Genomic DNA, 13147 nt, shown 5'->3' with positions numbered 1-13147 from the left:
TATGAAAAAAATACTAGGATTCTTAGGAACAATCACAATAGCAGGAAGCGGAATGGCGGGACTTGTTGGAAACGCTCCGGCTCCAAAATACAACAAAAAATGAAATTAATTTTTAATTTTGTCGAAAACTCTTGATATTTATTGAATATACTTAATTTTAGGTATATTTTTAATATGATAGAGGTGGATAATAATTATGGAAAAAATAATTCAAGAACTAGTAAATACTTTAACAGATGATCAATTTTTAGAATTTTATGAAAAAGTTAAACAACAAGCAGAATTAATAAAAAAACAAAAACGTTTAAATGAAATTGATCAAAAATTTAGAGCGCAAGGTATTAAATGTCCTAAATGTGAATCTTACCATTGCGTTAAAAATGGACATAATTCAGAAGGAAAACAAAAATATTTATGTAAAAATTGCCGTGCAAGTTTTGACGCTTTTCGTAATCATTTTATTTATTGAAGTCATTTAAATTATGAACAATGAAATTTATTGATTCAAATTTCATTGCTGGGGCAATCTAGTAAAACAATTTCTCGTTTTATTAAAACTACATTAAAAACTGCTTGATATAATCGTCAAAAATTAATGAAATCAAAACAATTAGAAAATACCCAATTAAAATTTAAAAAATTATCTGGTAAAATCCAAATCGATGAAACATTTATTAAAGAAATCCATAAAGGAAATTTCAAATATAAAACTGATCCACGAAGAATTCACCTTGACCCATTCGCAACTAATACTAAATGCTGTATTCAAATGGCAATTGATAATAATAACAATATTTATGTTAAATCCACAAACACCAAACGTTTACAAAAACAATGAGTTATTGAAAATATGAACAAAGAATTAATTAATGAAAATTCAATTATTACTTCTGATATGCAAAAATTATATTTTTTAGTAGCAAAACAAACAAATTCTACTTTATGTGTAACTAAAACAACAATTAATCCTGAAGCTAGTTATCGTAACTTAAATAAAATCAGTAAATTACAATCTAGTCTTAAAGAAGCCTTAATTCATTATCATGGTTTAGGTTTTACTAATATTCAAAATTATTTAAATCTCTGAAAATGAAAATACCAACATAAGGGTTTAACTCCAAACCAACAAACAGCGGTATTATATTTTAATAGACTTCTTGCAAAATTAATATGATAATTATAATTTTTAAATTTAAAATAAATATAAAAGTGTTATTAAAATAATTTTTAGATTATTTTTACAAATATTTTGTCATTAAAACATAATAAAAATTATTATTTACAATAAAAAAAGACTGAAATTTTAAATTATCAAATATATTTAAACTAATAGTTGTAAATTATAAATTGAAGCTATTAAATTAAATCTTAAAGCAAATCTTTTTCTACGATTTCGATATTTTTCACTAATAATTTTAAATTTTTTAAGTATAGCAAAAACATTTTCAATAACAATTCTCATTTTTGAAATTCGCTCATTATTTTGCTTTTCTTCTTTATTTAAAGGGTTTTTCTTTGATTTTCTTTTAGGAATTAAAACATTATGATTAATTTTTTGTATGCCTTGATAACCTAAATCCACTAAAACAGTTGTTTCTGGTAAAAATTTAATTTTTGAATCTTTTAAAATTTTAAAGTCATGGTTTTTACCATAAGAAAAATCAGAACTAATAATTTTTTTACTATCTTTTTCAATTATAACTTGTGTTTTTATTAGACTTCTTGCAAAATTAATTTAAAATATAATTGAATTGTTGTTTTTAATAAAAAGGTGGAATTTAAATGAAATTTAAAAAAAATAATCAAATAAGTGATAAAAATTTTTTAAGATTAACTGGTATTAAACATACTACTTTTAATAAAATGCTAGAAATTTTAAAAATAGAAGAATTAAAAAAGAGATTTCGTCGCGGAAGAACCAATAAATTATCATTAGAAAATCGTATTTTAATGACTTTAGAATATTGAAGAGAATATAGAACTTATTTTCATATTGCAAAAAGTTATGATATTAGTGAAAGTAGTTGTTATAGAAATATCAAATGAATTGAAGACACTTTAATAAAACACCCTAATTTTCAACAACTTACTGGTCAAAAATCACTATTAAAAGATTATTTCAAAGATAAGACTGTTATAATTGATGTAACTGAAAGCCAAATCCAACGCCCAAAAAAAGACAAAAACAGCACTACTCAGGAAAAAAGAAAAAACACACAATAAAAACACAAGTTATAATTGAAAAAGATAGTAAAAAAATTATTAGTTCTGATTTTTCTTATGGTAAAAACCATGACTTTAAAATTTTAAAAGATTCAAAAATTAAATTTTTACCAGAAACAACTGTTTTAGTGGATTTAGGTTATCAAGGCATACAAAAAATTAATCATAATGTTTTAATTCCTAAAAGAAAATCAAAGAAAAACCCTTTAAATAAAGAAGAAAAGCAAAATAATGAGCGAATTTCAAAAATGAGAATTGTTATTGAAAATGTTTTTGCTATACTTAAAAAATTTAAAATTATTAGTGAAAAATATCGAAATCGTAGAAAAAGATTTGCTTTAAGATTTAATTTAATAGCTTCAATTTATAATTTACAACTATTAGTTTAAATATATTTGATAATTTAAAATTTCAGTCTTTTTTTATTGTAAATAATAATTTTTATTATGTTTTAATGACAAAATATTTGTAAAAATAATCTAAAAATTATTTTAATAACACTTTTATATTTATTTTAAATTTAAAAATTATAATTATCATATTAATTTTGCAAGAAGTCTATTGTGTGTTTTTTCTTTTTTCCTGAGTAGTGCTGTTTTTGTCTTTTTTTGGGCGTTGGATTTGGCTTTCAGTTACATCAATTATAACAGTCTTATCTTTGAAATAATCTTTTAATAGTGATTTTTGACCAGTAAGTTGTTGAAAATTAGGGTGTTTTATTAAAGTGTCTTCAATTCATTTGATATTTCTATAACAACTACTTTCACTAATATCATAACTTTTTGCAATATGAAAATAAGTTCTATATTCTCTTCAATATTCTAAAGTCATTAAAATACGATTTTCTAATGATAATTTATTGGTTCTTCCGCGACGAAATCTCTTTTTTAATTCTTCTATTTTTAAAATTTCTAGCATTTTATTAAAAGTAGTATGTTTAATACCAGTTAATCTTAAAAAATTTTTATCACTTATTTGATTATTTTTTTTAAATTTCATTTAAATTCCACCTTTTTATTAAAAACAACAATTCAATTATATTTTAAATTAATTTTGCAAGAAGTCTAATGTATAAAAAAGTTAAAGTAAAAATAGTAATTTTACATAAAAGCCTTTTAAAATTATCAAGTTGATGATTTTTTTTATTTTATCAAGAGTTTTCGACAAAATTAAAAAAATTAATTATTTACAAACAAGTAGCAATAATTTAGAAAATTTAAACAGAAATAAAAGAGAGCCTCAATAAAGAAGTAATACAAAAATTATTTTAGAAGCAGTAAGAGACAGTGCTACAATGTTTGGAGTTACAAACAGGAATTGCAACTGCTGATGGATATTATAAATTTAAAGATGTAGAAGTTGTTTTAAAATCAGAGTACTTTAGTTTTGATAATAATCATATTCAATTAGTTAATGATGACATATCATAAAATCAATTATTTAAATTGAACAGTAACCAGTTTAATTGACTGCCATTAATTAATAATTTGGAACCAAACGACATCCCTAGTTTATTACCAAAAGATATAAAATTAGCGGATGGAAATTATGGTAAAAATTTTGTAAATTGTATTGTTGAAAAAACACAATTAAGCAGTGTTATGAATATTTATGGAAAGGGATTGGAGGCGTTATTAAGTAATTTTAGGTGAATTGAAGAAATAAATAAACTTGACATTACTAAGCAATGTAAATTTCTTTTAGAAAAAGAAATAAGTAATTTTAAGCGATTGGAATTATCTGTTATTTATGGAAAAGGAAAATATAATTTTGAAATTGAAACAAATCACACATTAGACTTCTTGCAAAATTAATTTAAAATATAATTGAATTGTTGTTTTTAATAAAAAGGTGGAATTTAAATGAAATTTAAAAAAAATAATCAAATAAGTGATAAAAATTTTTTAAGATTAACTGGTATTAAACATACTACTTTTAATAAAATGCTAGAAATTTTAAAAATAGAAGAATTAAAAAAGAGATTTCGTCGCGGAAGAACCAATAAATTATCATTAGAAAATCGTATTTTAATGACTTTAGAATATTGAAGAGAATATAGAACTTATTTTCATATTGCAAAAAGTTATGATATTAGTGAAAGTAGTTGTTATAGAAATATCAAATGAATTGAAGACACTTTAATAAAACACCCTAATTTTCAACAACTTACTGGTCAAAAATCACTATTAAAAGATTATTTCAAAGATAAGACTGTTATAATTGATGTAACTGAAAGCCAAATCCAACGCCCAAAAAAAGACAAAAACAGCACTACTCAGGAAAAAAGAAAAAACACACAATAAAAACACAAGTTATAATTGAAAAAGATAGTAAAAAAATTATTAGTTCTGATTTTTCTTATGGTAAAAACCATGACTTTAAAATTTTAAAAGATTCAAAAATTAAATTTTTACCAGAAACAACTGTTTTAGTGGATTTAGGTTATCAAGGCATACAAAAAATTAATCATAATGTTTTAATTCCTAAAAGAAAATCAAAGAAAAACCCTTTAAATAAAGAAGAAAAGCAAAATAATGAGCGAATTTCAAAAATGAGAATTGTTATTGAAAATGTTTTTGCTATACTTAAAAAATTTAAAATTATTAGTGAAAAATATCGAAATCGTAGAAAAAGATTTGCTTTAAGATTTAATTTAATAGCTTCAATTTATAATTTACAACTATTAGTTTAAATATATTTGATAATTTAAAATTTCAGTCTTTTTTTATTGTAAATAATAATTTTTATTATGTTTTAATGACAAAATATTTGTAAAAATAATCTAAAAATTATTTTAATAACACTTTTATATTTATTTTAAATTTAAAAATTATAATTATCATATTAATTTTGCAAGAAGTCTATTAATTAAAATAAATAATATACGCTTATTTAATGATAAAATAAGTTCTTATGTTAATTTAGAATTATAAAGTAAATATAAAGTAAAAGAGACTAATTTAATGGGACTGTACAATTAACTGTGTCTCTAAGTAATTAACTTAAATTCACTCTGTCTTCAAATTTTATCATTAAATGTGAAATTGCACTACCCCAATTTTGAATTGGCATCGTTCATTTCTTAACCATATTTTGAAATGCTAAATAAAATATTTTAAAAACTGATGCGTCATTAGGAAAAATCTTTTTATTCTTAATGACTTTTCTTAATTGACTATTAACAGATTCAATCGCATTAGTTGTGTAAATAATTCTTCTAAATTCCTGAGGATATTCAAGAAAAATTATTAAATTATTTTTTTAATTTTGTCGAAAACTCTTGATAAAATAAAAAAAATCATCAACTTGATAATTTTAAAAGGCTTTTATGTAAAATTACTATTTTTACTTTAACTTTTTTATACATTAAAATATAATACCGCTGTTTGTTGGTTTGGAGTTAAACCCTTATGTTGGTATTTTCATTTTCAGAGATTTAAATAATTTTGAATATTAGTAAAACCTAAACCATGATAATGAATTAAGGCTTCTTTAAGACTAGATTGTAATTTACTGATTTTATTTAAGTTACGATAACTAGCTTCAGAATTAATTGTTGTTTTAGTTACACATAAAGTAGAATTTGTTTGTTTTGCTACTAAAAAATATAATTTTTGCATATCAGAAGTAATAATTGAATTTTCGTTAATTAATTCTTTGTTCATATTTTCAATAACTCATTGTTTTTGTAAACGTTTGGTGTTTGTGGATTTAACATAAATATTGTTATTATTATCAATTGCCATTTGAATACAGCATTTAGTATTAGTTGCGAATGGGTCAAGGTGAATTCTTCGTGGATCAGTTTTATATTTGAAATTTCCTTTATGGATTTCTTTAATGAATGTTTCATCGATTTGGATTTTACCAGATAATTTTTTAAATTTTAATTGGGTATTTTCTAATTGTTTTGATTTCATTAATTTTTGACGATTATATCAAGCAGTTTTTAATGTAGTTTTAATAAAACGAGAAATTGTTTTACTAGATTGCCCCAGCAATGAAATTTGAATCAATAAATTTCATTGTTCATAATTTAAATGACTTCAATAAATAAAATGATTACGAAAAGCGTCAAAACTTGCACGGCAATTTTTACATAAATATTTTTGTTTTCCTTCTGAATTATGTCCATTTTTAACGCAATGGTAAGATTCACATTTAGGGCATTTAATACCTTGCGCTCTAAATTTTTGATCAATTTCATTTAAACGTTTTTGTTTTTTTATTAATTCTGCTTGTTGTTTGACTTTTTCATAAAATTCTAAAAATTGATCATCTGTTAAAGTATTTACTAGTTCTTGAATTATTTTTTCCATAATTATTATCCACCTCTATCATATTAAAATATACCTAAAATTAAGTATATTCAATAAATATCAAGAGTTTTCGACAAAATTAAAAAATTATTTCAGTTATTTTTTCATGATTTAGTAATTTGTGGATACTTTTTATTTCATTTTTCAGAAAAATGATCTAAAGCAATTAACGCTATTTCTTCATTAATTGCTGTATAAATTGATTTTAAATCATTAGCTACAAGTTTGCGATCTTTGTAAGGAACAAATTTTAAACTATTGCGAATTTGATGAACAATGCATAATTGATGCTGTGTTTTTGGGAACACAGCTTCTATTGCATCAGACATTCCAGTTAAATTATCGCTACAAGCAACAAGAATATCTTGTAAGCCACGATTTTTCATTTCCGTAAGATTATTAAGTCAAAATTTGGCGCCCTCATTCTCGCTAATTCACATTCCTAAAATATCTTTTAAACCATCTAAATTAATTCCTAAGGCAAGATAAACTGCTTTATTTATTATTCGTTTATCTTGCTTTACTTTAACAACAATACAATCAAAATAAACAATCGGATAAATCTTCTCTAAAGGTTTAGTTTGTCACATTTTAACTTCTTCAATAACATCATCAGTTATTTGACTAATTAAACTTTCTGAAATTTCTGCTCCGTGATAGAATTCTTGCAATTGTGCTTTGATATCAGAAATTGTCATTCCTCTTGCATATAAAGAAATTACTTTTTGATCAAAGTTATCAAATCTTCTTTGTCTTTTCGGAATAATTACTGGTTCAAAAGTACTATTTCGATCTCTTGGTACATCAATTGCGATTGAACCATTTTTAGTAATAATGGTTTTTTGTGTGTTGCCATTTCTTTTATTATGATTCTCATCAGTTTCAAGATAATCTTTAATTTCCGTATTTAACATTCGTTCAGTTAATTTTTTGGTAAATTCCTGAAAAATAGTATTGCCTTTAAATAAATCTTGTGGATTATCAATATTTTCTAAAAAATAATCAACAACTTTATCAATTGCGTCAGGTTCTTTTTTTATTTTTTTTTTGTCATTTTCTGTTCTCCTTCGTTTAAGTATAATTCAGAATGAATTATCGAGACACAGAATTTTGGACAGGCTCTTTTTATCTGGATTTAAAGGATTATTTTTACTCTTTTTAATTGGCAATAATGTATTTTTATGAACATTTTGCAAACCTTGATATCCTGAATCGGCAATTAATTCTAATTTTGGATTTATAAGTGTATTTGATTTTAAAAATAACTTATAATCATGAGTACTGCCATAACAAAAATCTACTGAAATAATTTTATTGTTAAATAAATCAATAATTATTTGCGATTTTAATGAATGTTGCCTTTTCTTACCAGAAAATAATAATTTTAGTTTTTTTTTAATTCTTTCAATTGGAATTTCTGTAGCATCAATTGCTAATAAATTATTAGTAGTACCCTTATTTTCTAATAATATCTTTTTGCCAGGTATATGAAAGTGACTATTTTTTATTAGAGTATTTTCAACTCAAAAGATATTACGAATACAACTAACATGACTAATATTATATTTTTTTGCAATAATACGATATGTACTATATTCTTTTCAGTATTCTAAAGTCATAAGTAATCTTTGCTCTATTGATAATTTATTTGGTCTACCACCAATTTGTTTTTGTTTAGCTTCACCTTCTTTTAAAATTTCTACCATTTTCATGAAAGTTTTATATTTTATGCCTATTAAACTATAAAATTCGTTTTCGTCTTTGTATTTATCTAACATTTGTACTTCACCTAGGAAATAATATTATCAAAATAGTAGATAAAATTAAAGGTTATGTACCAAGTCTAAAGAAGATTTGATAACTTTGATCAAAAAGTAATTTCTTTATATGCAAGAGGAATGACAATTTCTGATATCAAAGCACAATTGCAAGAATTCTATCACGGAGCAGAAATTTCAGAAAGTTTAATTAGTCAAATAACTGATGATGTTATTGAAGAAGTTAAAATGTGACAAACTAAACCTTTAGAGAAGATTTATCCGATTGTTTATTTTGATTGTATTGTTGTTAAAGTAAAGCAAGATAAACGAATAATAAATAAAGCAGTTTATCTTGCCTTAGGAATTAATTTAGATGGTTTAAAAGATATTTTAGGAATGTGAATTAGTGAGAATGAGGGAGCCAAATTTTGACTTAATAATCTTACGGAAATGAAAAATCGTGGGTTACAAGATATTCTTGTTGCTTGTAGTGATAATTTAACTGGGATGTCTGATGCAATAGAAGCTGTTTTCCCAAAAACACAGCATCAATTATGCATTGTTCATCAAATTCGCAATAGTTTAAAATTTGTCCCTTACAAAGATCGCAAACTTGTAGCTAATGATTTAAAATCAATTTATAGAGCAATTAATGAAGAAATAGCGTTAATTGCTTTAGATCATTTTTCTGAAAAATGAAATAAAAAGTATCCACAAATTACTAAATCATGAAAAAATAACTGAAATAATTTAATAATTTTTCTTGAATATCCTCAGGAATTTAGAAGAATTATTTACACAACTAATGCGATTGAATCTGTTAATAGTAAACTAAGAAAAGTTATTAAGAATAAAAAGATTTTTCCTAATGACGCATCAGTTTTTAAAATATTTTATTTAGCATTTCAAAATATGGTTAAGAAATGAACGATGCCAATTCAAAATTGGGGTAGTGCAATTTCACATTTAATGATAAAATTTGAAGACAGAGTGAATTTAAGTTAATTACTTAGAGACACAGTTAATTGTACAGTCCCAAGAATATCACCTTGACCCATTCGCAACTAATACTAAATGCTGTATTCAAATGGCAATTGATAATAATAACAATATTTATGTTAAATCCACAAACACCAAACGTTTACAAAAACAATGAGTTATTGAAAATATGAACAAAGAATTAATTAACGAAAATTCAATTATTACTTCTGATATGCAAAAATTATATTTTTTAGTAGCAAAACAAACAAATTCTACTTTATGTGTAACTAAAACAACAATTAATCCTGAAGCTAGTTATCGTAACTTAAATAAAATCAGTAAATTACAATCTAGTCTTAAAGAAGCCTTAATTCATTATCATGGTTTAGGTTTTACTAATATTCAAAATTATTTAAATCTCTGAAAATGAAAATACCAACATAAGGGTTTAACTCCAAACCAACAAACAGCGGTATTATATTTTAATGTATAAAAAAGTTAAAGTAAAAATAGTAATTTTACATAAAAGCCTTTTAAAATTATCAAGTTGATGATTTTTTTTATTTTATCAAGAGTTTTCGACAAAATTAAAAAATTTTTTATTGTGTAAAAATTCAATAATATGATAAAATGGTAACGAATAAAAATGACAATGATAAGAAAGGCAGGGTTAGTTTAGTAATTAAATAATATAATTAGCTGGTTGTTTTACTTCTTCAAAGCAATACCTAAGAAAACTAAACGCGACCTTAATTATATAATTTAACATATTGGGTATAAAAGGAGGAACAAGGATGCGTGAAGGTATTACATTACGTTGTGAAATTTGTAAAGAAGAAAATTATATTGATAAGAAAAATAAAAAGTTGCATCCCGAACGAGTAGAATTCAATAAATATTGTTCGCGTTGTAACGCAAAAACAATGCATAAAGAAAAGAAATAATCCTTTTCTTTTTTTATATATGAAAGGATAAATATTATGCAAAATAAAATTGTTAAAAAACGGGGGACTGTACAATTAACTGTGTCTCTAAGTAATTAACTTAAATTCACTCTGTCCTCAAATTTTATCATTAAATGTGAAATTGCACTACCCCAATTTTGAATTGGCATCGTTCATTTCTTAACCATATTTTGAAATGCTAAATAAAATATTTTAAAAACTGATGCGTCATTAGGAAAAATCTTTTTATTCTTAATGACTTTTCTTAATTGACTATTAACAGATTCAATCGCATTAGTTGTGTAAATAATTCTTCTAAATTCCTGAGGATATTCAAGAAAAATTATTAAATTATTTCAGTTATTTTTTCATGATTTAGTAATTTGTGGATACTTTTTATTTCATTTTTCAGAAAAATGATCTAAAGCAATTAACGCTATTTCTTCATTAATTGCTGTATAAATTGATTTTAAATCATTAGCTACAAGTTTGCGATCTTTGTAAGGAACAAATTTTAAACTATTGCGAATTTGATGAACAATGCATAATTGATGCTGTGTTTTTGGGAACACAGCTTCTATTGCATCAGACATCCCAGTTAAATTATCACTACAAGCAACAAGAATATCTTGTAAGCCACGATTTTTCATTTCCGTAAGATTATTAAGTCAAAATTTGGCTCCCTCATTCTCGCTAATTCACATTCCTAAAATATCTTTTAAACCATCTAAATTAATTCCTACGGCAAGATAAACTGCTTTATTTATTATTCGTTTATCTTGCTTTACTTTAACAACAATACAATCAAAATAAACAATCGGATAAATCTTCTCTAAAGGTTTAGTTTGTCACATTTTAACTTCTTCAATAACATCATCAGTTATTTGACTAATTAAACTTTCTGAAATTTCTGCTCCGTGATAGAATTCTTGCAATTGTGCTTTGATATCAGAAATTGTCATTCCTCTTGCATATAAAGAAATTACTTTTTGATCAAAGTTATCAAATCTTCTTTGTCTTTTCGGAATAATTACTGGTTCAAAAGTACTATTTCGATCTCTTGGTACATCAATTGCGATTGAACCATTTTTAGTAATAATGGTTTTTTGTGTGTTGCCATTTCTTTTATTATGATTCTCATCAGTTTCAAGATAATCTTTAATTTCCGTATTTAACATTCGTTCAGTTAATTTTTTGGTAAATTCCTGAAAAATAGTATTGCCTTTAAATAAATCTTGTGGATTATCAATATTTTCTAAAAAATAATCAACAACTTTATCAATTGCGTCAGGTTCTTTTTTTATTTTTTTTTGTCATTTTCTGTTCTCCTTCGTTTAAGTATAATTCAGAATGAATTATCGAGAGGACGCATAAAGTTTTGTTAGGTAGGTAAATATTTGAATAAGTATTAAGGCAGTCAGCAATGATTGTCTTTTTATTTTATAAGATGTTAAAAATTTGTTCTTTGAAAATTAAATACAAGTGAGTTAATAATGTTGGTATGTATTAAAGCACGATAAATTGTGGGTGGTCGCCATAACCAAAAGAAGTTTACCAGTTAATAGATAACATCCTATTAGCTATAGCAATTTATTTCGTTTTGCAATAAAAAAATGAATGGGTGGATTTCCTAAAAATATACACGCTATTAAATTAGTTCCAAGGGTAGGATGCGGATATTAAAGTGTAGAAATTTCTATATAGGGGTATACTAAGTTTAAAATTATTAAAATCTTTATCTAATTAAAAAACAAAATTTACTAACAAAGCTTGTTAAACACTTAAATCTGCGATATATAAGTGTTTAAAAAACTAAGTTAACTAACTAACTTAGTTAATATAACTTAGTTTATCTATAAGAAAAGAAAGGTAATAGACTTCTTGCAAAATTAATATGATAATTATAATTTTTAAATTTAAAATAAATATAAAAGTGTTATTAAAATAATTTTTAGATTATTTTTACAAATATTTTGTCATTAAAACATAATAAAAATTATTATTTACAATAAAAAAAGACTGAAATTTTAAATTATCAAATATATTTAAACTAATAGTTGTAAATTATAAATTGAAGCTATTAAATTAAATCTTAAAGCAAATCTTTTTCTACGATTTCGATATTTTTCACTAATAATTTTAAATTTTTTAAGTATAGCAAAAACATTTTCAATAACAATTCTCATTTTTGAAATTCGCTCATTATTTTGCTTTTCTTCTTTATTTAAAGGGTTTTTCTTTGATTTTCTTTTAGGAATTAAAACATTATGATTAATTTTTTGTATGCCTTGATAACCTAAATCCACTAAAACAGTTGTTTCTGGTAAAAATTTAATTTTTGAATCTTTTAAAATTTTAAAGTCATGGTTTTTACCATAAGAAAAATCAGAACTAATAATTTTTTTACTATCTTTTTCAATTATAACTTGTGTTTTTATTGTGTGTTTTTTCTTTTTTCCTGAGTAGTGCTGTTTTTGTCTTTTTTTGGGCGTTGGATTTGGCTTTCAGTTACATCAATTATAACAGTCTTATCTTTGAAATAATCTTTTAATAGTGATTTTTGACCAGTAAGTTGTTGAAAATTAGGGTGTTTTATTAAAGTGTCTTCAATTCATTTGATATTTCTATAACAACTACTTTCACTAATATCATAACTTTTTGCAATATGAAAATAAGTTCTATATTCTCTTCAATATTCTAAAGTCATTAAAATACGATTTTCTAATGATAATTTATTGGTTCTTCCGCGACGAAATCTCTTTTTTAATTCTTCTATTTTTAAAATTTCTAGCATTTTATTAAAAGTAGTATGTTTAATACCAGTTAATCTTAAAAAATTTTTATCACTTATTTGATTATTTTTTTTAAATTTCATTTAAATTCCACCTTTTTATTAAAAACAACAATTCAATTATATTTT

The 13147-nt window shown here is 23.5% G+C and carries 14 protein-coding genes and 4 pseudogenes; 9 read left to right on the top strand and 9 right to left on the bottom strand.

From position 1 onward, the window contains the following. Window positions 1–196: 196 nt before the first annotated feature. Complete coding sequence (locus tag AAHM82_RS07015) at window positions 197–1177, top strand: IS1/IS1595 family N-terminal zinc-binding domain-containing protein (protein WP_342263439.1); 981 nt, start codon at window positions 197–199, stop codon at window positions 1175–1177. A gap of 144 nt (window positions 1178–1321) precedes the next feature. Here AAHM82_RS07015 and AAHM82_RS07010 read toward each other — a convergent pair whose 3' ends face one another. After that, window positions 1322–1714 (bottom strand): transposase family protein, encoded by a 393-nt coding sequence (locus tag AAHM82_RS07010; RefSeq protein ID WP_342264845.1) that lies wholly within the window; start codon window positions 1712–1714, stop codon window positions 1322–1324. Window positions 1715–1782: 68 nt separating this feature from the next. Between AAHM82_RS07010 and AAHM82_RS13985 the strand changes: the two genes are divergently transcribed. Together AAHM82_RS13985 and AAHM82_RS13980 are read left to right on the top strand one after the other, a co-directional pair. Continuing rightward, a complete protein-coding gene (locus AAHM82_RS13985) occupies window positions 1783–2223 on the top strand; it encodes a transposase family protein (RefSeq protein WP_342263396.1) in 441 nt (146 codons plus the stop codon). Further along, window positions 2220–2612, top strand: a complete 393-nt coding sequence (locus tag AAHM82_RS13980) for a transposase family protein (RefSeq protein ID WP_342264845.1) — start codon at window positions 2220–2222, stop codon at window positions 2610–2612. Before AAHM82_RS13985 ends, AAHM82_RS13980 begins: the two co-directional genes overlap by 4 nt. A 169-nt stretch (window positions 2613–2781) precedes the next feature. Here AAHM82_RS13980 and AAHM82_RS07000 read toward each other — a convergent pair whose 3' ends face one another. Continuing rightward, entirely contained in the window at window positions 2782–3222 is a 441-nt protein-coding gene (locus AAHM82_RS07000; RefSeq protein WP_342263396.1) for a transposase family protein, read from the bottom strand. Window positions 3223–3824: 602 nt separating this feature from the next. On the opposite strand from AAHM82_RS07000, the gene AAHM82_RS06995 reads away from it, so the two are divergent. The 3 genes from AAHM82_RS06995 to AAHM82_RS13970 are packed head-to-tail and all read left to right on the top strand — an operon-like array spanning window position 3825 to window position 4915. Then, the gene (locus AAHM82_RS06995; protein WP_342263438.1) at window positions 3825–4037 is read left to right on the top strand and encodes a hypothetical protein; all 213 of its coding nucleotides are present in this window, start codon (window positions 3825–3827) and stop codon (window positions 4035–4037) included. Window positions 4038–4085: 48 nt separating this feature from the next. Next, window positions 4086–4526 carry a transposase family protein gene (locus AAHM82_RS13975; protein ID WP_342263396.1) on the top strand — a complete coding sequence of 147 codons (441 nt, stop codon included), beginning with the start codon at window positions 4086–4088 and terminating at the stop codon, window positions 4524–4526. Beyond that, window positions 4523–4915: a transposase family protein gene (locus AAHM82_RS13970; protein WP_342264845.1), complete on the top strand. Its 393-nt coding sequence runs from the start codon at window positions 4523–4525 to the stop codon at window positions 4913–4915. The genes AAHM82_RS13975 and AAHM82_RS13970 overlap by 4 nt, the downstream gene beginning before the upstream one ends. A gap of 305 nt (window positions 4916–5220) precedes the next feature. Here AAHM82_RS13970 and AAHM82_RS13965 read toward each other — a convergent pair. From AAHM82_RS13965 to AAHM82_RS13955, 4 genes and pseudogenes are all read right to left on the bottom strand, one after another. Next, window positions 5221–5481 (bottom strand): annotated as a pseudogene (locus AAHM82_RS13965) (transposase); the annotation flags it as partial. A gap of 101 nt (window positions 5482–5582) precedes the next feature. After that, complete coding sequence (locus tag AAHM82_RS06985; protein ID WP_342263437.1) at window positions 5583–6542, bottom strand: IS1/IS1595 family N-terminal zinc-binding domain-containing protein; 960 nt, start codon at window positions 6540–6542, stop codon at window positions 5583–5585. Window positions 6543–6619: 77 nt separating this feature from the next. Then, a pseudogene (locus tag AAHM82_RS13960) lies at window positions 6620–7537 on the bottom strand (IS256 family transposase); the annotation flags it as partial. Between the two features lie 135 nt (window positions 7538–7672). Further along, a pseudogene (locus AAHM82_RS13955) lies at window positions 7673–8161 on the bottom strand (transposase family protein); the annotation flags it as partial. A gap of 228 nt (window positions 8162–8389) precedes the next feature. On the opposite strand from AAHM82_RS13955, the pseudogene AAHM82_RS06975 reads away from it, so the two are divergent. From AAHM82_RS06975 to rpmG, 3 genes and pseudogenes are all read left to right on the top strand, one after another. Continuing rightward, a pseudogene (locus tag AAHM82_RS06975) lies at window positions 8390–9307 on the top strand (IS256 family transposase); the annotation flags it as partial. Window positions 9308–9389: 82 nt separating this feature from the next. Continuing rightward, entirely contained in the window at window positions 9390–9776 is a 387-nt protein-coding gene (locus AAHM82_RS06970) for a hypothetical protein (protein WP_342263435.1), read from the top strand. Between the two features lie 301 nt (window positions 9777–10077). Further along, the gene (gene rpmG / locus AAHM82_RS06965) at window positions 10078–10227 is read left to right on the top strand and encodes a 50S ribosomal protein L33 (protein ID WP_215826806.1); all 150 of its coding nucleotides are present in this window, start codon (window positions 10078–10080) and stop codon (window positions 10225–10227) included. A gap of 95 nt (window positions 10228–10322) precedes the next feature. On the opposite strand, the gene AAHM82_RS06960 is transcribed toward rpmG, so the two are convergent. From AAHM82_RS06960 to AAHM82_RS13945, 3 genes are all read right to left on the bottom strand, one after another. Next, complete coding sequence (locus AAHM82_RS06960; protein WP_425289016.1) at window positions 10323–11531, bottom strand: IS256 family transposase; 1209 nt, start codon at window positions 11529–11531, stop codon at window positions 10323–10325. A gap of 741 nt (window positions 11532–12272) precedes the next feature. Continuing rightward, entirely contained in the window at window positions 12273–12665 is a 393-nt protein-coding gene (locus AAHM82_RS13950) for a transposase family protein (protein ID WP_342264845.1), read from the bottom strand. Further along, complete coding sequence (locus tag AAHM82_RS13945; protein WP_342263396.1) at window positions 12662–13102, bottom strand: transposase family protein; 441 nt, start codon at window positions 13100–13102, stop codon at window positions 12662–12664. Before AAHM82_RS13945 ends, AAHM82_RS13950 begins: the two co-directional genes overlap by 4 nt. Window positions 13103–13147 lie beyond the last annotated feature (45 nt).

It is taken from the genome of Spiroplasma endosymbiont of Clivina fossor (genome assembly GCF_964031115.1).
Lineage (GTDB): Bacteria > Bacillota_I > Bacilli_A > Mycoplasmatales > Nriv7 > Nriv7.
Note: the sequence above shows the minus strand (reverse complement) of the source record. Positions and strands in the feature narration are given on the sequence as shown.